16 protein-coding genes and 1 pseudogene are annotated in these 22,597 nt (G+C 66.1%); 5 read left to right on the plus strand and 12 right to left on the minus strand.

The genetic code is table 11. The features are described from left to right. Positions 1–10: 10 nt before the first annotated feature. The 4 genes from AC066S_RS10360 to guaB all read right to left on the minus strand — a co-directional run bounded on the left by AC066S_RS10360 (position 11) and on the right by guaB (position 5,719). The gene (locus tag AC066S_RS10360; protein WP_135168421.1) at positions 11–961 is read right to left on the minus strand and encodes a lipase family protein; all 951 of its coding nucleotides are present in this window, start codon (positions 959–961) and stop codon (positions 11–13) included. A gap of 43 nt (positions 962–1,004) precedes the next feature. Then, the gene (locus AC066S_RS10365) at positions 1,005–2,825 is read right to left on the minus strand and encodes a caspase family protein (RefSeq protein ID WP_478269581.1); all 1,821 of its coding nucleotides are present in this window, start codon (positions 2,823–2,825) and stop codon (positions 1,005–1,007) included. A 142-nt stretch (positions 2,826–2,967) separates the two neighbouring features. Next, the gene (locus AC066S_RS10370) at positions 2,968–4,002 is read right to left on the minus strand and encodes an NADP-dependent oxidoreductase (protein WP_126258709.1); all 1,035 of its coding nucleotides are present in this window, start codon (positions 4,000–4,002) and stop codon (positions 2,968–2,970) included. Between the two features lie 223 nt (positions 4,003–4,225). Continuing rightward, entirely contained in the window at positions 4,226–5,719 is a 1,494-nt protein-coding gene (guaB, locus tag AC066S_RS10375) for an IMP dehydrogenase (RefSeq protein WP_126261105.1), read from the minus strand. Between the two features lie 389 nt (positions 5,720–6,108). Between guaB and AC066S_RS10380 the strand changes: the two genes are divergently transcribed. After that, positions 6,109–7,599 (plus strand): MFS transporter, encoded by a 1,491-nt coding sequence (locus AC066S_RS10380; protein ID WP_126261106.1) that lies wholly within the window; start codon positions 6,109–6,111, stop codon positions 7,597–7,599. 105 nt (positions 7,600–7,704) lie between these two features. Here AC066S_RS10380 and AC066S_RS10385 read toward each other — a convergent pair whose 3' ends face one another. Beyond that, a complete protein-coding gene (locus AC066S_RS10385; RefSeq protein WP_126261107.1) occupies positions 7,705–8,391 on the minus strand; it encodes an RlmE family RNA methyltransferase in 687 nt (228 codons plus the stop codon). A 1-nt stretch (position 8,392) separates the two neighbouring features. Then, positions 8,393–9,460, minus strand: coding sequence for a Ppx/GppA phosphatase family protein (locus AC066S_RS10390; RefSeq protein ID WP_478269582.1), 1,068 nt, complete (start codon positions 9,458–9,460; stop codon positions 8,393–8,395). Positions 9,461–9,669: 209 nt separating this feature from the next. Here AC066S_RS10390 and AC066S_RS10395 point away from each other — a divergent pair, with 209 nt between their 5' ends. Next, the gene (locus AC066S_RS10395) at positions 9,670–12,042 is read left to right on the plus strand and encodes a xanthine dehydrogenase family protein molybdopterin-binding subunit (protein WP_478269583.1); all 2,373 of its coding nucleotides are present in this window, start codon (positions 9,670–9,672) and stop codon (positions 12,040–12,042) included. Positions 12,043–12,170: 128 nt separating this feature from the next. On the opposite strand, the gene AC066S_RS10400 is transcribed toward AC066S_RS10395, so the two are convergent. Continuing rightward, on the minus strand, positions 12,171–12,971 hold the full coding sequence (locus AC066S_RS10400) for a hypothetical protein (RefSeq protein ID WP_167767365.1): 801 nt from the start codon (positions 12,969–12,971) through the stop codon (positions 12,171–12,173). A 106-nt stretch (positions 12,972–13,077) separates the two neighbouring features. Between AC066S_RS10400 and AC066S_RS10405 the strand changes: the two genes are divergently transcribed. From AC066S_RS10405 to AC066S_RS10415, 3 genes are all read left to right on the plus strand, one after another. Beyond that, on the plus strand, positions 13,078–13,569 hold the full coding sequence (locus tag AC066S_RS10405) for a YaiI/YqxD family protein (RefSeq protein WP_135168418.1): 492 nt from the start codon (positions 13,078–13,080) through the stop codon (positions 13,567–13,569). A 2-nt stretch (positions 13,570–13,571) separates the two neighbouring features. Next, the gene (locus AC066S_RS10410; RefSeq protein WP_478269584.1) at positions 13,572–15,383 is read left to right on the plus strand and encodes an ABC-F family ATP-binding cassette domain-containing protein; all 1,812 of its coding nucleotides are present in this window, start codon (positions 13,572–13,574) and stop codon (positions 15,381–15,383) included. A 112-nt stretch (positions 15,384–15,495) separates the two neighbouring features. Beyond that, entirely contained in the window at positions 15,496–16,575 is a 1,080-nt protein-coding gene (locus AC066S_RS10415; RefSeq protein ID WP_126261112.1) for a D-TA family PLP-dependent enzyme, read from the plus strand. A gap of 182 nt (positions 16,576–16,757) precedes the next feature. On the opposite strand, the gene AC066S_RS10420 is transcribed toward AC066S_RS10415, so the two are convergent. From AC066S_RS10420 to mmsB, 5 genes and pseudogenes are all read right to left on the minus strand, one after another. Continuing rightward, positions 16,758–17,990, minus strand: coding sequence for a BaiN/RdsA family NAD(P)/FAD-dependent oxidoreductase (locus tag AC066S_RS10420; RefSeq protein WP_478269585.1), 1,233 nt, complete (start codon positions 17,988–17,990; stop codon positions 16,758–16,760). Between the two features lie 179 nt (positions 17,991–18,169). Then, positions 18,170–19,087 carry an SDR family NAD(P)-dependent oxidoreductase gene (locus tag AC066S_RS10425; protein ID WP_478269586.1) on the minus strand — a complete coding sequence of 306 codons (918 nt, stop codon included), beginning with the start codon at positions 19,085–19,087 and terminating at the stop codon, positions 18,170–18,172. 277 nt (positions 19,088–19,364) lie between these two features. Further along, on the minus strand, positions 19,365–19,844 hold the full coding sequence (locus AC066S_RS10430; RefSeq protein WP_126261115.1) for a MaoC family dehydratase: 480 nt from the start codon (positions 19,842–19,844) through the stop codon (positions 19,365–19,367). 128 nt (positions 19,845–19,972) lie between these two features. Continuing rightward, on the minus strand, positions 19,973–21,691 hold the full coding sequence (locus AC066S_RS10435) for an AMP-binding protein (protein WP_478269587.1): 1,719 nt from the start codon (positions 21,689–21,691) through the stop codon (positions 19,973–19,975). Further along, positions 21,691–22,593: pseudogene (gene mmsB / locus AC066S_RS10440) on the minus strand (3-hydroxyisobutyrate dehydrogenase); the annotation flags it as partial. The pseudogene mmsB and the gene AC066S_RS10435, both read right to left, overlap by 1 nt. Between the last annotated feature and the right edge of the window lie 4 nt (positions 22,594–22,597).

The following is a 22,597-nucleotide window of genomic DNA, read 5'->3' on the forward strand; positions in this document are numbered from 1 at the left end:
TTACGCGAGTTCAGGAGCCCAGTGCGTCGAGAACGTGCCGCGCAACCACGGGATCGTCGAGGTAGCCCACGATGCCGTGGCGGTTGTCTGTCCCGTTGCGGACGTTCGCATAGTTCTCGATGGCAGGCGTGACCGGGAAGTTCGCGCCATCGAGCGGATAGAGCGCGACCACGTCCTTGGGGTCGAACGCATTGTACCAGGCTTTGGCTGGCGCCGGAAAACCGATCGGCCGGAGTTGGTCGCGGATGGCCCTGATACCCAGCGGCGAGCCCACCGTGACATACGCACGCACGTTCAGCGTACGCCGGTCGGTCCGCATAACGTTGTAGGCTACGACCGACCCCAGCGAATGCCCGACCACCACGCAGGGCCGCTCATCGAAGCCGGCGCCGACGATGCGGTCGATCTGGTCGCGGACGCCTGACCGCGTCGTATAGAGAAATACGTCGCGCATCAGGCGCTCGATCCCGGACTGGCTCAGCCCGCCGCCGAAGCGATCGATGGTGCGGATGATCGCCTGCACCCATGCCCAATTCTGCGGACCTCGTGCCGTCGGGTTGTTGCCGAACTCCTGCTGCACCTGGGCATCTGTGATGCCGGCCTTGCTGCGGATAGACTCCGCGACGGAAGCCTGAAACTTTAGGAAATCGTCATCGACCGCGCTGCCGCGCGCCTGGATGTCGTCGGTCAGAGGCACCTGCGCCTCGCGCGCAAGTTCGTCCAGACGATCGCCGTAGTAGGGAAATGCTACTTCAAGATTGTCCGGGACGGTACGATTGATCTTGGCCGCGCCGCGTTTCAGCGTCTCCATCCAGATCGATTGCAACTCGACAGGATCCAGCCCCTGTTGCGAGCGACCATGTACCAGCACGAGACGTACAGGAAACGGATCCGCTCGGCCTCCCGTCGCGATCAGCGACATCAGGCCAGCCGCACCTGCAAGAACTTCACGACGACGCATCGCTTTCCTTTTCCGCCCCGAACCCGTCTTCGGCCGCGCACGATCATCGGCTGGCGGTGGCCAGGGCTTCCAGCATCAATTTCATTCCAGGGGGACCGAAGGTGGTCCAGAGCGACGACCGCAGGCTGTCCCTGGCCCGCAGGACCTGGTCCCGAAGCACCACATTGCGAGTGCGGATGAGCTGCCAGCCCTGCGAGAACATCGGGCAGAATGGCACGGCGCGCTCGGATATCCTGCTGTCCGACAGTACGTCGGCCAACAGCGCAAGATCGAACAGCTCGCCTTCGAGGTCACCTGCCATGAAAGACCGCACCGAGGCGACCTGCTGCGGCAGATTGGCATCAGCGTAAGCATAGGCGGCGTAAATTCCGAGCGTCGGATCAATTCCCTTCAGCACACGAATCTGATCGGCAAGTCTCGAGGCCGCCGCCGAGCGCGTTTGCCGGTCGCCTTCGATGCGGAGCACGCCGAACTGGGCCGACGTCGCCATAAGCGCCCGCAGCTGATCGAGGCGGGGTCCGGCCTCCTTGTACTCGCCCCATCGCCGGCTTGACGGCGACGGGGCATACGTGACGTCCGCCACACCGCCATTGCGGACGGTGAGCGACCCTATGAAGCCGGGTAATGCGGCAAGCACGGTCCCGCTACCGTCCGCAAACACCAGCGCGGCCGTCATTGGAGAACCATCCTGGACGGGAATGTTCACGAGGCCGGACTGGTCGGTACCGTTGCCGGGTGCAACGATCTCCGCCTGCCTGCCGCCAGCCAGCCATGCCTCGCGCAATTGGACGCCGGTCACCGAGAATCCGGTCGGTGCATTGAAGGTCGTGGCCGGCTGCTTCGCCACAATCAAGGATTGCTGGGCCGCGTTGAAGCCGGTGTTCGAAGCGACCTCCAGCTCTCTGACAGAATCGATATTTCGCAGCGACGCAAGCGCTCCAACCGCGGTGCGATTGAACTGATGGGCGGCAACGTCGACCAGCGTCACATCTCGCGGCTGGTCGACTGCCGCCGTTACCGATCCGCGCACGCGTCCCAGGTAGGCACTGTCGGGGGATTCGATACGCGCATCGGGATATTGCGCGAGACTCGCATTGTGTACGCGTAACCGCTGCGGCACCTCGTCGAGCAGGAACGTTTTGAGCTTCCGGTTCGAGACCACGCTCATGCCCCCGACCGTCGACACCATATCGGGTCGAGGCTTACGGAAGGCATCGAGAAATGTCTCGGTGAAGACACCCTGGAACTCATCGGCCGCCTTCTGACGCAATTCATAGGAGGGCGCGCCGGGGCGGGTGCTGAAGAAACGATCGACTTCCGGAGAGGGACGTCCGGGAATGTAGCTTCCCAACGGGAAAATCACCGTTCCATGCAGCAGCGAGCTGTCGAAGTCCGAATTGGACCGGCAAGCATCGCAGATGATCACGACGTTTGATACGGCGCTACGCCCGGCAAGCGCCACGCATTCCGTGAGGCTGACCGCCTCGTTGACATCGTCCGGAGCTCCGCTCAACAACCAGAACTCGTTGTTGCCAAACGCAATTCCATGACCGGAAAAGTAGATCACGAGCTGTGTCAGCGTGCCGCGATTGACGAACTCCGTCACGGCCGCCTTGACCGCTGCGCCGGTGACGGGCGCGACCTCATCCGTGATCAGCTTGACCTCGAAATCTTCCGTCGCAAGCCACTGTGCGATCGACCTTGCGCCCGAGACGGCCGCTCTCAGCACGGGCAGATTGCCGGTCTTGTTGACCCCGACCACCACAGCCCCGCGGGTGGAGGCCGCAGGCTGCGCCAGGACCCTCCGAGCCGCCAGCAATTGCCCCCAGACAAGTCCGCCGACAAGCACATCGCGCCGCCGCATGCCCGCAACCTCATATCGCAGGATCCAACTGCTAACCCTATGGTAGTAGCATTCCCGCGTTTGCCAATCGGATTTTGCAGCCGTCGTCGGCCGCCCGGCCCTAGGCGCAGGGGCGGCCAACGTGGGTTCGGAAGCACTCGCCTCAGGCCTTGTCCGGCCCGATCCGGACCAGCTGCTTGCCGAAATTGGCGCCCTTCAGCAGCCCGATGAAGGCGCCGGGCGCGCTCTCCAGGCCCTCGGTGACGAACTCCTTGTATTTGACCTTGCCGTCACGGACCCAGGCGGACATGTCGCGCAGGAAGTCGCCGTGCCGCGCGGCGAAGTCGGACACGATGAAGCCGCGGAAGGTCAGCCGCTTGGTCAGCGTCGCGCGCATCATGCTGGCGGCCCATTTGGGCGGCTTGGCCTCGGTGTCGTTGTAGTGGGCGATCAGGCCGCAGACCGGCACGCGGGCAAACGGGTTGAGCAGCGGGAACACCGCCTCGAACACGGCGCCGCCGACATTCTCGAAATAGACGTCGATGCCATCAGGGCAGGCGTCCTTCAGCCTGGCGGCGAAATCAGGATCGCGGTGATCGATGCAGGCATCGAAGCCGAGTTCCTTGACGACGTAGTCGCACTTGTCCTTGCCGCCGGCGATGCCGACCGCGCGTGCGCCCTTGATCCTGGCGATCTGGCCGACGGCCGAGCCGACCGCGCCGGAGGCGCCGGCAACGACGACGGTCTCGCCTGCTTGCGGCTTGCCGATGTCGAGCAGGCCCGTATACGCGGTCATGCCGGGCATGCCGAGCACGCCGATCGAGGTCGAGATCGGGCCGAGCTTGGGATCGACCTTGATCAGGCCCTTGCCGTTCGAGATCGCGTGGGTCTGCCAGCCGGAACGAATGCGCACGATGTCGCCGACCGCGAAATCAGGATTGTTGGACGCCGCGACCTCGCTGACCGCCTCGCCTTCCATCACGCCGCCGACCGGCACCGGCGCAGCGTAGGACGGCCCCTCGCTCATGCGCCCGCGCATATAGGGATCCAGCGACAGCCAGATCGTGCGCAGCAGGACTTCACCCGCGCCCGGTGTCGGAATGGCGAATTCCTCCAAACGGAAATCGGACGGCTTGGGTTCGCCGACGGGACGCGCGGCGAGAACAATGCGTTTGGCACTGTGTTGATCTTGGGCCATGGCTTCCTCCTGATTGCTTTGTCGCAATCATTTAGGAGGTGTGCAGGAACGAAGCAAACCCAACACGCGCTGTCATCGCCCGCGAAGGCGGGCGATCCAGTACTCCGAGCGGCTGTGACTGAATCGAGAAGCCGCGGCCTACTAGATGCCCCGCCTCCGCGGGGCATGACACCGTCATCGAGGCGAGCGCACCGAAACCGACACGCAGCCGGGAGTGAAGCAACTAACCCCCGCCCGGATAGTTCGGGCTCTCGCGCGTGATCGTGACGTCGTGGACGTGGCTTTCGCGCAGGCCCGCACCGGTGATGCGGACGAACTGGGCCTTCTCGTGCAGCTCCTTCATATCGCGCGCGCCGACGTAACCCATCGCGGCGCGCAGGCCGCCGGCGAGCTGGTGCATGACGTTGCCGACCGGGCCCTTGTAGGGCACCTGGCCTTCGATGCCTTCCGGCACCAGCTTGAGCGTGTCCTTGATGTCCTGCTGGAAGTAGCGGTCGGCAGATCCCCGCGCCATCGCGCCGACCGAGCCCATGCCGCGATAGGCCTTGTAGGAACGGCCCTGCCACAGGAAGACTTCGCCGGGCGTCTCGTCGGTGCCGGCGAGCAGCGAGCCCACCATGGCGATGTCGGCACCGGCCGCGAGCGCCTTGGCAAGGTCGCCGGAAAACTTGATGCCGCCGTCGGCGATGACGGGGATGTCGGCCTTCTTCGCCGCCTCCACCGCGTCCATGATCGCGGTGAGCTGGGGAACGCCGACGCCGGCGACGATGCGCGTGGTGCAGATCGAGCCCGGGCCGATGCCGACCTTGATGCAATCCGCGCCCGCATCGATCAGCGCCTGGGTGCCCTCGGTGGTGGCGACGTTGCCGGCGACGACCTGCACCGAGTTGGACAGACGCTTGATGCGGTTCACCGCCTGCAGCACGTGACGGGAATGGCCGTGCGCGGTGTCGACGACGATGAGGTCGACACCGGCATCGATCAGCCGCTCGGTACGCTCGAAGCCGGTGTCGCCGACGGTGGTGGCGGCGGCAACGCGCAGGCGACCCTGCGCATCCTTGCAGGCGAGCGGATGGGCAACCGCCTTCTCCATGTCCTTCACGGTGATCAGGCCGACGCAGCGATATTGCTCGTCGACCACGAGCAGCTTCTCGATGCGATGCTGATGCAGCATCCGCCGCGCTTCCTCCTGGCTGACATTCTCGCGCACCGTGACGAGACCTTCATGCGTCATCAGCTCGGAGACTTTTTGCCGGCGGTCGGTGGCAAAGCGGACGTCGCGGTTGGTGAGGATGCCGACCAGCTTGCCGGGCGTGTTCTTGGCGGCGCCGGTGACCACGGGAATGCCGGAGATGCCGTGGTCGCTCATCAGCTTGAGCGCGTCGTCGAGCGAGGCCTCGGGGCTGATGGTGAGCGGGTTCACCACCATGCCCGACTCGTAGCGCTTGACCTGCCGCACCTGGACGGCCTGCCCCTCGGGATCGAAATTGCGGTGGATGACGCCGAGGCCGCCGGCCTGCGCCATCGCGATCGCCATTCGCGCCTCGGTGACGGTATCCATGGCCGAGGCCATGATCGGGATGTTGAGCGGAATGGCGCGGGTGACGCGGGAGCGGATGTCGACCTCGCCCGGCATGACGTCCGACAGGCCCGGCTTCAGCAGCACGTCGTCGAACGTAAAGGCTTCGCGGATGCCCTGAAGTTGCACCGTGGCCATTTGCCAACTCCTTCCTGCGGCCTTGCCGCAAATGCTAATGGATGAGCGCCGCCCTCGGCGTACCTTGCGGCATCGCCTTGAGAATCGGAGCCCATCGGTGGGGTTGACGCGGGTCGATAGCACGGCCGGGCGACGAATCAAAGCAATTCGGACCGCCGGCCAGCCATGCACAGGCTTTTTAAGCAATTTTCAGCGGGGATAGGCTCGGTACGCCCTCCCCCCCGCCGTCATTCCGGGGCGCGACAAAGTCGCGAACCCGGAATGACGGTGATAGTCACACCGAGGTCACGCAGGAGTTAGGTGCCATGCGTCGATCCGCAATGGTCGCAGGGGGGCGGCGGTGATAAGCCGCGAGCAGCCCTTCCTCCCTATTTCATTACCAATCCGTCATGGTCGACAAGCAACGCGTCATTCCGCTGATCGTCGCCACTGCTCTCTTCATGGAGAACATGGATTCGACGGTCATCGCCACCTCGCTGCCGGCGATCGCGGCCGACCTCGGCACCAGTCCGCTGACGCTCAAGCTCGCGATCACCTCCTATCTGCTGTCGCTCGCGGTGTTCATTCCGGCGAGCGGCTGGACCGCCGACCGGTTCGGTGCGCGGATGGTGTTCGCGATCGCCGTCGGGGTGTTCATGGTCGGCTCGGTCGGCTGCGCGCTCTCGACCTCCGTCACCGATTTCGTGTTCGCGCGCATCCTGCAAGGCATGGGCGGCGCGATGATGACGCCGGTCGGGCGCCTCGTGCTGCTGCGCTCGGTCGACAAGAGCGCATTGGTCAACGCCATGGCCTGGGTGACGGTCCCTGCCCTCATCGGTCCCGTGATCGGCCCGCCGCTCGGCGGTTTCATCACGACCTACGCGTCCTGGCACTGGATCTTCCTGATCAACATCCCGATCGGGCTGCTCGGCATCTTCATGGCGCTGCGCTTCATCGATCCCATCAAGAGCGAGACCCGGGAGCCGTTCGATCTCTATGGCATGGTGCTCGCGGGAATCGGGCTTGCCGGCATCGCGTTCGGGCTCTCGGTGGCCGGGCTCAACCTCCTGCCCTGGAGCACGGTGGCCGCGCTGGTCGTGGGCGGTACGATCTCGATGACGCTGTATGTCCTGCACGCCCGGCGCACGGGGTCGCCGGTGCTGGACTTCTCGCTGCTGAGGCTGCCGACCCTGCGCGCGGCCGTGTTCGGCGGCTTCCTGTTCCGGCTCGGCATCGGCGCGCTGCCGTTCCTGCTGCCGCTCCTGATGCAGATCGGCTTCGGGCTGACGCCGTTCCATTCCGGCCTCGTCACCTTCGCCTCCTCGCTCGGGGCCATGGGCATGAAGACGCTGGCCGCGCGCATCATCCGCACCTTCGGCTTCCGCAATCTGATGACGGTGAACGCCATCGTCAGCGCCTTCTTCCTCGGCGTCTGCGCGCTGTTCACGGTGTCGACGCCGCTGCTCATCATCATGGTCATCCTGGTGGTCGGCGGCTTCTTCCGCTCGCTGGAGTTCACCGCGATCAACACGGTCGCCTATGCCGACGTCGAGACCGCGCAGATGAGCCGCGCCACTACGCTGGTCAGCGTCAACCAGCAGCTGGCGATCTCGGCCGGCGTCGCCGTCGGCGCGGCTTGCGTCGAGACCACGATGTGGTTCAGCCATGTCAGCGAGATTAACGCCACCGTCTTTGCGCCGGCCTTCGTCGTGGTCGCGCTCACCTCGGCGGCGTCGAGCTGGTTCTTCTGGCAGATGCCGGCGGATGCCGGCCACGAGATCTCCGGCCGCAAGGCCGTGGAGATCGCGAGCCGCAAGGGCGCCGGCAAGGGCGCGGAGAAGGCGGCCGTCAAGGCGGCGAGCGAAGACACGCAGGACGTGCGGGATCAGCGGCTGGGGTAGTTTCTCGCTCGTCATTGCGAGCGCAGCGAAGCAATCCAGAATGCCTCCGCGGCAACAGCCTGGATTGCTTCGTCGCTACGCTCCTCGCAATGACGGATGATGTGGCTACTGCTGTGTCCCGCCGCGAAACCCCGTGGCCAGTACGTAGCGCTCCGAGGAATCCTGCCGGCTCGCGGCCGGCTTGACGTGGCGCACGGTGGCAAAGTCGCGCTTGAGCTGGGCGAGCAGGTCGGCGTCGGCCCCGCTCTGGAACGTTTTGGCCAGGAACGTGCCGCCAGGCTTGAGCACGTCGCAGGCAAACGCCGCCGCGGTCTCGACCAGGCCGACGATGCGGAGCTGGTCGGTCTTGCGGTGGCCGGTGGTGTTGGCGGCCATGTCGGACATCACGACATCGGCGCCGCCGCCCAGCATCGCGGTGAGCTTTTCGGGCGCGTCGTTGTCCATGAAGTCCAGCTGCGCGAAATCGACACCGGGAATCTCGGGCATCTCAAGCAGGTCGATCGCGACGACCTTGCCCTTGCCTTCCGTGGAGCCGACGCGCTTGGCTGCGATCTGGCTCCAGCCGCCGGGTGCCGCGCCGAGATCGACCACGGCCAGGCCGGGCTTCAAGAACCGGAACTTGTCGTCCATCTCCAGGAGCTTGAACGCGGCGCGCGAACGATAGCCCGCTGCCTTGGCCTTGGCGACATAGGGATCGTTGAGCTGCCGCTCCAGCCACAGCTTCGACGACAATTTGCGCTTGCCGCCGGTCTTGACCTGGACGTGCAAGCGGCCGGTGGTGTCCTTGGCCATCTCACCAGCTCCTGAGCGCGCCGTCCTCGCGCATCATCTCGACCAGCATGCCCTCGCGCAGGCCCCGGTCGGCGACGCGCAGGCGCGGCAGCGGAAAGGCGCGCCTGATCGCATCGAGGATGGCGCAGCCGGCGAGCACGAGATCGGCACGCTCGACGCTGATGCAGCTGTTGGACGCGCGCTCCTCGTAGCTCATGCCGAGCAGCTTGTAGATGGTCGCGGTGATGTCGGAATCGTTCATCCAGATGCTGTCGATGCGGCGGCGGTCGTAGCGGGCGAGGTTGAGATGGATACCGGCGAGCGTCGTCACGGTGCCCGACGTGCCGAGCAGGTGCATGTCGGCGAGATCGCCGCCGTGCTCCTCCGCGAACGGCGCGACATGGTTCGCGACCTCCTGCTCCATCGCAGCGTAGATCTCCGGCGTCACGTCGCGTCCGCCGAACTGTTCGGCGAGCGTGACCACACCATAGGGGATCGACATCCAGGCCTTGATGCGTGGCTCCGGATTTTCCACGTCGCGCTCGATCCGCACCAGCTCGGTCGAGCCGCCGCCGATGTCGAACAGGATCGCGCCGCGCCCCCTCGGGTCGACCAGCGGCGAGCAGCCGAGCACCGCGAGCGCGGCCTCGGTCTCGCGGTCGATCACCTCCAGCTCGATGCCGGTCTCGGCCGCCACGCGGCTGCGGAACCCCTCGGCGTTCGAGGCCGCGCGGCAGGCCTCGGTTGCGATCAGTCGCAGCCGGCGCGCTTTCCGCAAGTTGATCTTGTCACGGCAGATGCTGAGCGCGGCGATGGCGCGCTCGATCGCGGCCTCGCTGATGCAACCGGTCGCCGAGACCCCCTCCCCGAGCCGGATGATGCGCGAGAAGGAATCGACGACACGAAAGCCGTCCTGGGTCGGACAGGCGATCAGCAGCCTGCAATTGTTGGTGCCGAGGTCCAGCGCCGCATAGACGCCGGTTCCCGACGTGCCAACGGCCGGTTCGGTGGCCAACGCCACCGTCGCCATCGACCGCTCCAGCTCACCGTGCGGCGCATGGCCGTCGCGGAGCCGCGTGTGGTCATTCATACAAACTGTCTTTCCGCGGCCGGTCGGGCCGGTCTGGAATTGCTTTTTCGCCTGAAACATTAGCAGCGCGGCGGGTATGCGCAACAACGCATCACATGGGACCATGCCCATTCGTGCGTTGTCGTGAACAGGGGCGTGGGTTATCTCAGAGGAGTCCGGTGCCCCGCTGCCGCGAAAATGCGCAAATGCCGGCTTTTCAGGTCAATTCCATGCAAGAACACACCAAATCGTCCACGCTCGAAAACGCTATTGCACTGCAAAAATATGGCGTCGGGCAGCCGGTCCGCCGCAAGGAGGACGACACGCTGGTGCGCGGCAAGGGCCGCTACACCGATGATTTCAACCTGCCCGGGCAGGCCTATGCCGTGGTCGTCCGTTCCACTCACGCCCATGGCATCATCCGAGGCATCGGTATCGATGCCGCCAAGGCAATGCCGGGCGTGCTGGGCGTGTGGACCGGCAAGGATCTCGACGCCGCCGGTTACGGCCCCTTCACCTGCGGCCTGCCGCTGAAGAGCCGCGACGGGTCGCCCCTGCTGCAGACCAACCGCCAGCCGCTCGCGACCGACAAGGTCCGCTTCGTCGGCGATCCCGTCGCCTTCGTGGTGGCGGAGACGCTGGCGCAGGCCCGCGATGCGGCCGAGGCGGTCGAGCTCGACGTCGAGCCGCTGCCGGCGGTGACCGACCCCGAGGAAGCCGCCAAGCCCGGCGCGCCGCAGCTCTATGAGCACATCCCGAACAACGTGGCGCTCGACTATCATTATGGCGACATGGACAAGGTGAACGCGGCCTTCGCCAGCGCCGCCCATGTCACCAGGATCGATATCGAGAACACCCGTGTCGCCGTGGTCTCGATGGAGCCGCGCGTCGGTCTTGCCTCCTACGACAAGCAGACCGAGCGCTACACGCTGCAGGTACCGACGCAAGGCGTCGCCGGCAACCGCGCCAACCTCGCCAAGAACCTGAAAGTGCCGAACGAGAAGGTGCGCATCCTCACCGCCAATGTCGGCGGCTCCTTCGGCATGAAGAACATCAACTATCCCGAATACATGTGCATCCTGTATGCGGCGAAGGCGCTGGGCCGCCCGGTGAAATGGCTCGACGAGCGCTCGACCGCCTTCCTCTCCGACAGCCACGGCCGCGCGCAGAAGATCCACGCCGAGCTCGCGCTCGACGCCGAGGGGCATTTCCTCGCGGCCAAGCTCGAAGGCTACGGCAATGTCGGCGCCTACATCACCGGCGTCGCGCCCGGGCCGCTCTCGCTCAATACCGGCAAGAATTTCTCCAGCGTCTACCGCACGCCGCTGATGGCGGTCGACATCAAGGTGGTGCTGACCAACACCACCTTGATGGGCGCCTATCGCGGCGCCGGCCGGCCCGAGGCCAATTATTACATGGAGCGGCTGATCGACCGCGCCGCCGACGAGATGGGCATCAACCGGCTGACCTTGCGCAAGCGCAACTTCATCAAGCCGAACCAGATCCCGTTCGCGGCCTCCTCCGGCGTCACCTACGACAGCGGCGACTTCCAGGCCGTGTTCAACAAGGCGCTCGAAATCTCCGACCACGAGAATTTCGCCAAGCGCAAGAAGGAGAGCAAAAAGGCCGGCAAGCTGCGCGGCATTGCGGTCGGCTCCTATCTCGAGGTCACCGCGCCGCCGAGCCCCGAGCTCGGCAAGATCGTGTTCGATGCCGACGGTACGGTGCAGCTCATCACCGGCACGCTCGATTACGGCCAGGGCCATGCCACCCCGTTCGCGCAGGTGCTGACCGCGCAGCTTGGGGTTCCCTTCGAGAGCATCAAGCTGGTGCAGGGCGACAGCGACATCGTCCACACCGGCAACGGCACCGGCGGCTCGCGCTCGATCACCGCGAGCGGCCAGGCCATCGTGGGCGCTGCCAAGCTCGTCATCGAGAAAGGCAAGCGCGCGGCGGCGTATATGCTCGAAGCGTCGGAGGCCGACATCGAATTCGAAGGCGGCAGGTTTACGATCGCCGGCACCGATCGCAGCATCGACATCATGGAGCTCGCCAAGCGCTTGCATGACGGCAAGGTGCCGGAGGGCGTGCCTGACAGCCTCGACGTCGACCACACCAGCGAACCGATCGCCTCGGCGTTCCCGAACGGCTGTCACGTCGCCGAGGTCGAGATCGACTCGGAGACCGGCGTGGTGCAGATCGTGCACTACAGCGCTGTCAACGATTTCGGCACGGTGATCAACCCGATGCTGGTCGCAGGCCAGCTCCATGGCGGCGTCGTGCAGGGCATCGGCCAGGCGCTGATGGAGCAGATCCGCTACGACGAGAGCGGCCAGCCGATCACGGGCTCGCTGATGGACTACGCCCTGCCCCGCGCCGAGGACGTTCCCAACATGACGATCGGCGATCATCCGGTGCCCGCCACCACCAACCCGCTCGGCAGCAAGGGCTGCGGCGAAGCCGGCTGCGCCGGCAGCCTGTCGACGGTGGTGAACGCCGTGCTCGATGCGCTCTCGGATTACGGCATCAAGCACATCGACATGCCGCTGACCCCGGAGCGGGTGTGGCGCGCGATCCAGGAGGCGAAGGCCAAGGCGGCGTAGGGCGTAGGACCTCTCTCCGCCGTCATGGCCGGGCTTGACCCGGCCATCCACGCCTTGACGCACAAAGAACGTGGATGCCCGGGACAAGCCCGGGCATGACGATGTGGTGACGGCGTGCCCCTTCCCTCCTACGCCGCCGCCTGCTCGCGCGGCTGGTAGATCGCGGTGTGCTGGCAATGCGCCAGCGGCGTGGTGCCGTTGGCGACGACCAGCGCGTCGAGCTCGACGAAGCGGTGGCCCTTCTTCTCGTAGTTCGCGGTGACCTTGGCCCGCGCGGTGATCTCGTCGCCGGCGCGCGCGGCGGAGAGCAATTGCATCCGGCTACCGACGTGGATCCAGGGGCCCAGAATGGTGTTGTCGACCAGCACGCGGTTCATGACCCGCTGGATCAGGCCGGGATGGCCAAGCCGCTCGCGCGCGAAGATCGGATCCTTTTCCCTGACATCGGCGAGATAGTCCGCTGCGTCCTGCCCGGCCCAGCGGCGCGGCGCCGTGCCGAGCCATTTGCCCGTCTCGAACGTCGCCGGGCTGACCGGCTTGCGCTCGGCCACCACGGGCACCGCGACATAGTCGTCCAGCGACACCGCCGGCGCGGACACCGGGAGCGAGGCCGTCCCGGTCGCGCAGAGCTCGGTGCGGCTGAACACCTCGATCGTCAGTAATTCGTTGTGCTCGGTGGCGTCGACATCGGCGGTCTCGCCGTCATAGACCGGCTTGATGAAGCGCGCCTCGACCAGCCCGCGCGCCAGGAAATCGCGCCCCCAGCGGGCGATCGGCACGTGCATCATGTAGGCGAAGACGTCGACGCCCGGCACCAGCCCGCCGGAAAAGCCGAAGCGCCGCGCCACCTTGTCGTCGTGCATCTTGTTTTCGGATTGTCTGGCGGTGTTGTAGGCCTCGACGCGGTAGGTTTCGAGCCGGTTCGGCATGGCTGGCGTTCCCCATATTCTTATTGCTTCGGGGCCGATCGTAGGCCCCGGGGAACAGTGGTCAATCCCCTCGCCTTTGCGGCCCGAATGGGGTACCACGCCGCGAATGACTGACACTCCCACCCGCATCTATGTCGATGCCGACGCCTGCCCGGTGAAGGACGAGATCTACCGCGTGGCGCTCAGGCACGGCGTGCCCGTCAGCGTGGTCGCCGGCAATTTCATCCGCGTGCCGCAGGACCCGCTGATCGAGCGCATTGCCGCAGGGAGCGGCATGGACGCGGCCGACGACTGGATCGCGGAGCGCGTCAAGCCGGGCGACGTCGTGGTGACCTCGGACATCCCGCTGGCCAGCCGCTGCGTCAAGGCCGGTGCCGACGTGATCGCGCCGAACGGCAAGCCGTTCACGGAGGAATCGATCGGCATGACGCTGGCGGTGCGCAATCTGATGACGGATCTGCGCTCGGCGGGCGAAGTGACCGGCGGCCCGCGCTCGTTCGCGGCTCGCGACCGCTCCGCCTTCCTCTCGGCGCTTGACCAGACGCTGCGCCGGATCCAGCGCCGCCGTGCGGGCCAAGCCGCAACATCTCAAGGCTGACGATGGCGCCGCCGCTGATCCAACTCAAAGACATCAGGCTGACCTTCGGCGGCACGCCGCTGCTGTCAGGCGTCGAGCTCAACGTCGCGCCATCCGAGCGCGTCTGCCTGATCGGCCGCAACGGCTCGGGCAAATCGACGCTGCTGAAGATCGCGGCCGGCCTCGTCGAGCCCGACGGCGGCACGCGCTTCGTGCAGCCCGGCGCCACCGTGCGCTATCTGCCGCAGGAGCCTGATTTCGGCGCGCACAAGACCACGCTTGCTTACGTCGAGTCCGGGCTCGCCCCCGGCGACGACCAGCACCAGGCGCGCTATCTCCTGGAGCAGCTCGGCCTCACCGGCGAGGAGAACCCGCACGATCTCTCCGGCGGCGAGGCGCGCCGCGCGGCATTGGCCTATGTGCTGGCGCCCTCGCCGGACATCCTGCTGCTGGACGAGCCGACCAACCATCTCGATCTCGCCACCATCGAATGGCTGGAACAGGAGCTCGACAGCCGCCGCAGCGCGCTGGTGATCATCAGCCACGACCGCCGCTTCCTCACCAACCTGTCGCGCTCGACCGCGTGGCTCGACCGCGGCAGGATCAAGCAGATCGACCGCGGCTTTGCCTCGTTCGAGAGCTGGCGCGACGAGGTGCTGGCGGAAGAAGAGCGCGACCAGCACAAGCTAGACCGCAAGATCGTCGACGAGGAGCACTGGCTGCGTCACGGCGTTTCCGGCCGGCGCAAGCGCAACGTCAAGCGCCTCGCCAATCTGCATGCGCTGCGCGACCAGCGGCGCAATTATCGCGGCACGGCCGGCACCGCCAGTCTCGCAGCGAGCGAAGCCGAGCAATCCGGCAAGCTGGTGATCGAGGCCATGGGCATCACCAAGGCCTATGGCGAGAGCAAGATCGTCGAGAATTTCTCGACCCGCATCCAGCGCGGCGACCGGCTCGGCATCATCGGGCCGAACGGCGCCGGAAAAACCACGCTGGTCAATCTGCTCACCGGCGGCATGCAGCCGGATTCCGGCACCGTGCGGCTGGGCGCCAATCTGGAGATGGCGACGCTCGACCAGCATCGCGAAAGCCTCGATCCCAAGTCGACACTGGCGGAAGCGCTGACCGGCGGCCGCGGCGACCAGATCATGGTCGGCGGCAAGCCGAAGCACGTCGTCGGCTACATGAAGGACTTCCTGTTCGCGCAGGAGCAGCGCGGCACGCCGCTCGAAGTGCTTTCCGGCGGCGAGCGCGGCCGCTTGATGCTGGCGCGCGCGCTGGCAAAGCCCTCGAACCTCCTGGTGCTGGACGAGCCGACCAACGATCTCGATCTGGAAACGCTCGACGTGCTCGAGGAGATGCTCGGCGATTATGAGGGCACCGTGATCCTGATCAGCCACGACCGCGATTTCCTCGACCGCGTGGTCACCTCGGTGATCGCGCCCGAGGGCAACGGCAAGTGGATCGAATATGCCGGCGGCTACAGCGACATGCTGAGCCAGCGCGGCGCCGACCTCAAGCGCGAGACGGCGAAAGCCCAACCGGTTGCGGAAAAGAAGGAGGAGCGCTCCCCTGCCCCCGCCTCCGCGTCCAAGCGGAAGCTCAGCTTCAACGAGAAGCACGCGCTGGAGACGCTGCCGAAGAAGATGGAGACGCTGCAGGCCGATATCGCCAGGCTGCAGCGCGTGCTCGACGATCCCAATCTCTACGCCAGGGATCGCAAGACATTCGACGATACCTCAGCCGCCATCGCCAAGGCGCATGACGAACTGTCTGCCGCCGAAGAGCGGTGGCTCGAACTGGAAATGCTCCGCGAAGAAATTGAACAGGCTTGAACCGTAGGATGGGTAGAGCGCAGCGAAACCCATCGAAACCTGCCCGGTTGCGGCAAATGATGGGTTTCGCTGCGCTCTACCCATCCTACAGGACCGAACATAGAGACATCCCATGACCACATCCCTCGCCGCCAAGATCGCCCGCGAATACGGCACGCCCTGCGCCGTCATCGACATGGACCGGGTCGAGCGCAACATCGCGCGGATCCAGAAGGCCTGCGACGACGCCGGCATCGCCAATCGCCCGCACATCAAGACGCACAAGAACCCGACCATTGCGAAGATGCAGATCGCGGCCGGCGCCAAGGGCATCACCTGCCAGAAGCTGGGCGAAGCCGAGATCATGGCCAATGCCGGCATCGACGACATCCTGATCAGCTACAACCTGATCGGCGACGAGAAGATGGCGCGCCTCGGGGCGCTGCAGACCAAGGCCAACATGACGGTGGCCGCCGACAACTCGACCGTCGTCGCCGGCCTGCCGAAGGCGGCTGCGGCGTCGGGCCGTCCGCTCTCGGTCGTGGTCGAATGCGACACCGGCCGCAAGCGCGCAGGCGTCGAGACCCCGGCTGAAGCGATTGCGCTGGCGCGCGAGATCGCGGCGTCCAAGGGGCTCGAATTCGCCGGCTTCATGCTGTACCCGACCGAGACCGGCTGGGCGGACGCGCAAAAGTTCTACGACGAGGCGCTGGCCGGCGTGCGCGCGCACGGGCTGGACGCAAAGATCGTCTCGACCGGCGGCACGCCGAACCTCGTCAACATCGGCAAGCTCAAGGGCGGCACCGAGCACCGCTTCGGCACCTATATCTACAACGACCGCATGCAGGTCGCGGCCGGCGTCGCCGGCTGGGACGATTGCGCATTGCACATCTATTCCACGGTGGTCAGCCGCGCCGCGCCCGAGCGCGGCATCCTCGATGCCGGCTCGAAGACGCTGACGTCAGATACCGGCGGCCTCGACGGCCACGGCCTGATCCTGGAGCACCCCGAGGCCAAGATCGCCAAGTTCGCCGAAGAGCACGGCTTCCTCGACCTCTCCCGCAGCAACACGCGGCCGAATGTCGGCGACGTCGTCCGCATCGTGCCGAACCACGTCTGCGTCGTCGTCAACATGATGGACGAGGTGGTGATGGTGCGCGGCGAGGAGATCATCGGCACGCTGCCGGTGGCGGCGCGGGGGAAGCTGCGGTAGGGCCTGCGTCGCTGGCATCGGAACGCCCGCGCATCCTTCGAGGCTCCCGGCGCGCTGCTTTGCATCGCGCCACTCGCACCTCAGGATGACGCTCTCTCTAAGCCAGCGCAAGCTAACGCTCTTTCGTAGCCGTCACCCTGAGGTGGCCGCTTCTTCAGCGGCCCTCGAAGGGCGGCGGCGTTCTACGAACGCTTCAGCCACTCCAGCACGCCCCTGCCCGCAGCAAGCCCCGTCGCGAACGAGGCCTGCAGCAGGTAGCCGCCGGTCGGCGCTTCCCAGTCCAGCATCTCGCCGGCGGCGAACACGCCGGGCAGCTTGCGCAGCATGAAGCGGTCGTCGAGCTCCTCGAAGGTGATCCCGCCCGCGGTCGAGATCGCGCGCTCGATCGGGGCGATGCCGGTGAGCTGCACCGGAATGGCATTGATCAGCTGCGCCAGCTCCGCCGGCGCGAACGAGGCCAGCTGCCGCCCCGATGCGATGGCGGCTTCCTGCATCAGGCCGATTCCGACCGGCGTCACTTGCGCGGCCTTGCGCAAGAAATTCGCCAGCGATTGCTTGCCGCGCGTGCCCGATAGCCGCGTGGTCAACGCGCCGGTATCGAGGTCGGGCCGCAACGCGATCATCAACGTCGCCTGGCCAAGACCCAGCACCGCCTCCCGCAACTCCGCCGACAGCGCGTAGACCGCGCCGCCTTCGATACCTCTGCGGGTGATCATGGCTTCGCCGCGCACCGTGTGTGCACCGACCGTCAGCGCCACGCCCTTGAGCGGCTGGCCCTCGTAGCGATCGCGGAACACATTCGACCACGCGACCGTGAAGCCGGAATTGGCGGGCCGCAGTCTGGAGATGGCAACGCCCCTGGCAGCGAGGAGCCCGACCCAGCCGCCATCCGAGCCGAGCCGCGGCCAGCTTGCACCGCCGAGCGCGAGGACCGCGGCGTCGGCAACGACCGCCGCCTCGCCATCGGGCGTTCGAAACCGCAGCCGCCCCTCGGCGTCCCAGCCGGTCCAGCGATGCCGGAAGGCAAACCGCACGCCGCTGGCATCGAGGCGCCGCAGCCAGGCGCGCAGCAGGGGCGAGGCCTTGAACGCCTTCGGAAACACCCGGCCGCTGCTGCCGACGAAGGTCGGCTCGCCCAATGCTTCGCTCCACGCCCGCAACGCCTCGGGAGAAAACGCCGCGATCGCCGCTTGCAGCCTCGGCGCCGCCTCGCGATAGCGTGCCATGAACTGCGGCAGCGGCTCGCTGTGGGTGAGATTGAGCCCACCCCGGCCCGCCATCAGGAATTTTCGACCGGCGGACGGCATCGCGTCATACACGGTGACGCGGCCGCCGCCCTGCGCCAGCACTTCCGCCGCCATCAGCCCGGCGGGACCGGCGCCGATGACGGCGATGTCGTTATGGGTTGAGGTCATGGCGGGAGTTTAAAGCAAGCTGAACGCCAAAGAACAGGTCGTCATGCCCGGGCTTGTCCCGGGCATCCACGCGAGCCACGCGGGCGGTGCCAAGAACGTGGATGGCCGGGACAAGCCCGGCCATGACGAACAGAGTGGTTCCGAATTCAAGCCGCGTGCGCCCCGGAATGACGGTGGGGTTAGAGCTTGATCCCCGCCCGTGCCGCGGCCTGCGCCACGTATTTCTGCGTCTGCTCGAACGCGCCGGTCAGCGCCTTGGCCTTCGACATGTCGCTGATCTCGGCGAAATGCGCGGCGATGGCGTCGGGCGTCCATTCGGACTCCGGCAGGTTGATGCCTTCGCTCTCCAGGATCTTGATCACGGCAAAGGAGCCGGCGCCGGCCCCCATGATGGTGCGGGTCGGGGCGTCCTCGCTCAGCATGTACTCGACCGCCGGCGTGATCGCGTTCGGCTTCATCAGCTGCAGCGCCTGCGGCGGCAGCAGCTCCTCGGTCATGCGGGTCGCCGCGGTCGGCGAGATGATGTTGACGCGGATGTCGTTCTTCCGGCCCTCTTCCGCGAGCACGTTCATCAGGCCGACCATGCCCGACTTCGCCGCGCCGTAATTGGCCTGGCCGAAATTGCCGTAGAGGCCGGAGGACGAGGTCGTCAGCACGATGCGGCCATAGTTGCGGTCGCGCATGCCGGCCCAGGCCGCCTTGCAGCAATAGAAGGTGCCGACGAGGTGCACGTCCAGCACCTTCTGGAAATCGGCGGCCTCCATCTTGCCGAACGACTTGTCGCGCAAAATGCCGGCATTGGCGCACAAGAGGTCGACGCTGCCCCATTCCTTGGTGGCGCGCTCGACCATGGCGGTGACCTGCTCGAAGTTCGAGACATCAGCGCCGTCGGCCATCGCCGTGCCGCCGGCCTTGCGAATTTCCTCGACAACGGCTTCGGCCGGCGACAGCGAACCACCGGTGCCGTCGCGCGCGCCGCCGAAATCGTTGACCACGACCTTGGCGCCGCGGCTGGCCAGCCCCAGCGCGTGCGCCTTGCCAAGACCATTGCCCGCGCCGGTGACGATGGCGACGCGTCCGTCGAACCTGATTGCCATGAGTGCGATTCCTGCTTCTTCTTCCTTCTCCCCTTGCGGGAGAAGGTGGGATAGGCGGCCTCCGGCCGCCGTTCTTGAGAACGCCGACGCGTAGCGTCGGCTACGGCGCCGGTTGAGGGGTTTGCTTCTACAAGCGAGTCCGCGGAGAGAGACCCCTCACCCGGCTTCGCATTCGCGAAGCCACCCTCTCCCACAAGGGGAGAGGGTGACACCGTGCTTTGGGTCGCTTTTGAGCAGCGATAAATGTCCGGGTCAAGCCCAGCCATGACGGGCGCAGTTACTCGAAATAGATCAGGCCCAGCCACTCCGCGACCAGCGCGGGCTTGTCCTCGCCTTCGATCTCGACCGTGACGTTGGTGCGGGACTGCAACTCGTTCGGCTTGCGCAGCTTGGCCTCCGCCAGCACGAAGCGGCCGCGGACGCGCTTGCCCGAGCGGACCGGTGAGATGAAGCGCAGTCGGTCGAAGCCGTAATTCACCCCCATCGTGGTACCTGCGATGACGGGCATCACCTCGTAGGACATGATCGACAGCAGCGACATCGTCAGGAAACCGTGCGCGATGGTGCTGCCGAAAGCGGTTTCCTTCTTGGCTCTTTCAGGGTCAACGTGGATGAACTGGTGATCCTCGATCACGTCGGCATAGGTGTCGATGCGCGGCTGGTCGATCAGGTGCCAGGACGACACGCCGATCTCCTTGCCGACCAGGGCCTGATAGGCCTCGAGCGCGATCGGCGGCTTCTTCCAGATTTGGTTCATTGATGACTCCAACCACCGTCATTCCGGGGCGCGCGAAGCGCGAACCCGGAATCCATTTGACAGCAAACTCTGCCGCAAAATGGATTCCGGGTTCGATGCTGCGCATCGCCCCGGAATGACAAGCTCCACTAAGTTTCGCCCCTTGCCTTCGACAAGTCCGGAAAATCCTCCTCGCGGAATTCCCGGCCGCGCAGGGGATCGTCGCGATCGTCGTCGCGTTCGAGCCGTCGTAGCTGCACGCGACGGATTTTGCCAGAGATGGTCTTCGGCAGCTCGGTGACGATTTCGAGGCGGCGGACGCGCTTGAACGGGGCAAGCCGCGTATGCAGATGCCTGAAGATGGAGAGCGCCGTTTCCGGCGTCCGCTCCGTGCCCGAGGTCAGCAGCACGAAGGCTTTGGGAACGGCAAGGCGGATCGGGTCCGGGCTCGGCACCACCGCGGCCTCCGCGACGAGCTCGTGCTCGAGCAGCACGCTCTCGAGCTCGAACGGGCTGATGCGGTAATCGGATGACTTGAACACGTCGTCGGAGCGGCCGACGAAGGTGAGATAGCCCTCGTCGTCCTCGAACACGACGTCGCCGCTGCGATAGAGCTCACCCTCGGCGCCGGACAACTGGCCGTCGTCGCCCTGGTAACCCTGCATCAGGCCGGCGGGCCGCTCGGCGCCGAGCACCAGCGTGACCTCGCCTTCCCTGGCGGCATGGCCGTCGGCGTCGCTGATCTGCACGCGATAGCCCGGCAGCGGCCGGCCCATCGATCCGATCTTGATCTTCTGGCCCGGCGAGTTGCCGGCCAGCGCGGTGGTCTCGGTCTGGCCGTAGCCGTCGCGGATGGTGAGGCCCCAGGCCGCCCGCACCTGATCGATCACTTCAGGGTTGAGCGGCTCGCCGGCGCCGCAGACCTCGCGCAAGCTCACCTTGAACGCGGCCAGGTTCTCCTGGATGAACAGCCGCCACACCGTCGGCGGCGCACAGAGTGTGGTGACGCCGCAGCGGCCGATGGTGGCGAGCAGGCCCTTCGCGTCGAAGCGGGGCTGGTTGACCACGAACACGGTCGCGCCCGCATTCCACGGCGCGAAGAAGCAGCTCCAGGCGTGCTTGGCCCAGCCGGGCGAGGAAATGTTGAGATGGACGTCGCCGGGCTTCAGCCCGATCCAGTACATGGTCGAGAGATGGCCGACAGGATAGCTGCGCTGGCTGTGCCGGACGAGTTTTGGTTTTGCCGTCGTGCCCGAGGTGAAATAGAGCAGCATCGGGTCATCGGCATTGGTCGGACCATCAGCCGCAAAACTCTCGGAAGCCTTCGCCGCATCATCATATGACAACCATCCGCCAGAGGCGGCGCCGACCACGATGCGAACGATGTTTTCCGCACCAAGGCTCGCAAACTTCGCGACCTGATCCTGGGCGGCAATTACTGCCTTGGCCTTGCCGCGATCGAGCCGGTCGCGCAGCTCATCCGCGGTGAGCAGCGTGGTCGCGGGAATCACGACGACGCCGAGCTTCATCGCCGCGAGCATGGTCTCCCACAGCGGAACCACATTGCCGAGCAGCAACAGCAGATGGTCGCCGCGCTGCAGGCCTTGCGCGCGGAGAAAATTCGCGACCTGGTTGGAGCGCTGCGAGAGCGCCGCAAAGGACAGCTTTGTCTGGCGATCCTGTGCGGCATCGACGATCCAGAGCGCGGGACGATCCCTGCTCTCCGCATGGGTTGCCAGCTCGGCGTCGAACCAGTCGAGCGCCCAGTTGAAGGGGACCGGATCCGGCCAACGGAAGCCTTTGACCGCCGTCTCGTAATCCGTGCGATGTTGCAGAAGGAACGCGCGCGCTTCCTGGAATGTCGTCATCAAGCTTTCCCGGCTAGACTCCTAACGTGCTTGATAATTCCGGAAAAATCCACCCCACCCTGGCCGGCTGCGTCGAAAGACTGATAGATCTCCTGCGCATGCTTGCCGAGTGGCGTGGCCGCGCCGGCAGCCTTGGCGGCATCCTGCGCCAGCGTCAAATCCTTCACCATCAGCGCCGAAGCAAAGCCCGGCTTGTAGTCGTTGTTCGCGGGCGAGGTCGGCACCGGACCCGGCACCGGGCAATAGGTCGTCAGAGACCAGCACTGGCCCGAGGAGGTTGAGGCGACGTCGAACAGCGCCTGATGCGAAAGGCCGAGCTTCTCGCCGAGCGCGAAGGCCTCGCTGACCGCGATCATGGAAATGCCGAGGATCATGTTGTTGCAGATTTTTGCCGCCTGGCCGGCGCCGGCGCCGCCGCAATGCACGATCTTCTTGCCCATGTTCTCCAGCACCGGCTTGGCCGCGGCAAATGCCTTCTCCTCGCCGCCGCACATGAAGGTGAGCGTCGCGCCCTTGGCGCCGCCGGTGCCGCCGGAGACCGGCGCATCGACCGAGAGCACGCCGTTCTTGGCGGCCAGTGCATGCGCGGCCCTCGCGCTCTCGACGTCGATGGTGGAGCTGTCGATGATCAGCGCGCCCTTGGTCATGGCGGGCACGACCTCGTTCCAGACGCCGAGCACGTGCTTGCCCGCGGGGAGCATGGTGACGACGACATCGGCGCCCCTCACCGCGGCGGACGCGCTGTCGGCAATGCTGGCGCCGTCGGCCTTGGCCTGACTACGCGAGGCTTCGACGAGGTCGAATGCCACCACCTTGTGGCCGGCCTTGACGAGGTTGGCCGCCATCGGGCCACCCATGTTGCCGAGACCGATGAATGCGATCGTGGCCATTGTCGTTTCCTCCGCT

The organism is Bradyrhizobium sp. CFUWI (genome assembly GCF_056429085.1).

What these genes read in the sequence shown, in the direction of transcription:
- AC066S_RS10395 (WP_478269583.1), top strand. Translation starts at nt 9,670, where the DNA reads ATGCAAGAACACACCAAATCGTCCACGCTCGAAAACGCTATTGCACTG.
- AC066S_RS10425 (WP_478269586.1), bottom strand. Translation starts at nt 19,087, where the DNA reads ATGGCAATCAGGTTCGACGGACGCGTCGCCATCGTCACCGGCGCGGGC.
- AC066S_RS10400 (WP_167767365.1), bottom strand. Translation starts at nt 12,971, where the DNA reads ATGCCGAACCGGCTCGAAACCTACCGCGTCGAGGCCTACAACACCGCC.
- AC066S_RS10360 (WP_135168421.1), bottom strand. Translation starts at nt 961, where the DNA reads ATGCGTCGTCGTGAAGTTCTTGCAGGTGCGGCTGGCCTGATGTCGCTG.
- AC066S_RS10380 (WP_126261106.1), top strand. Translation starts at nt 6,109, where the DNA reads ATGGTCGACAAGCAACGCGTCATTCCGCTGATCGTCGCCACTGCTCTC.
- AC066S_RS10370 (WP_126258709.1), bottom strand. Translation starts at nt 4,002, where the DNA reads ATGGCCCAAGATCAACACAGTGCCAAACGCATTGTTCTCGCCGCGCGT.
- AC066S_RS10365 (WP_478269581.1), bottom strand. Translation starts at nt 2,825, where the DNA reads ATGCGGCGGCGCGATGTGCTTGTCGGCGGACTTGTCTGGGGGCAATTG.
- AC066S_RS10435 (WP_478269587.1), bottom strand. Translation starts at nt 21,691, where the DNA reads ATGACGACATTCCAGGAAGCGCGCGCGTTCCTTCTGCAACATCGCACG.
- AC066S_RS10420 (WP_478269585.1), bottom strand. Translation starts at nt 17,990, where the DNA reads ATGACCTCAACCCATAACGACATCGCCGTCATCGGCGCCGGTCCCGCC.
- AC066S_RS10410 (WP_478269584.1), top strand. Translation starts at nt 13,572, where the DNA reads ATGGCGCCGCCGCTGATCCAACTCAAAGACATCAGGCTGACCTTCGGC.
- AC066S_RS10430 (WP_126261115.1), bottom strand. Translation starts at nt 19,844, where the DNA reads ATGAACCAAATCTGGAAGAAGCCGCCGATCGCGCTCGAGGCCTATCAG.
- AC066S_RS10405 (WP_135168418.1), top strand. Translation starts at nt 13,078, where the DNA reads ATGACTGACACTCCCACCCGCATCTATGTCGATGCCGACGCCTGCCCG.
- AC066S_RS10390 (WP_478269582.1), bottom strand. Translation starts at nt 9,460, where the DNA reads ATGAATGACCACACGCGGCTCCGCGACGGCCATGCGCCGCACGGTGAG.
- AC066S_RS10385 (WP_126261107.1), bottom strand. Translation starts at nt 8,391, where the DNA reads ATGGCCAAGGACACCACCGGCCGCTTGCACGTCCAGGTCAAGACCGGC.
- guaB (WP_126261105.1), bottom strand. Translation starts at nt 5,719, where the DNA reads ATGGCCACGGTGCAACTTCAGGGCATCCGCGAAGCCTTTACGTTCGAC.
- AC066S_RS10415 (WP_126261112.1), top strand. Translation starts at nt 15,496, where the DNA reads ATGACCACATCCCTCGCCGCCAAGATCGCCCGCGAATACGGCACGCCC.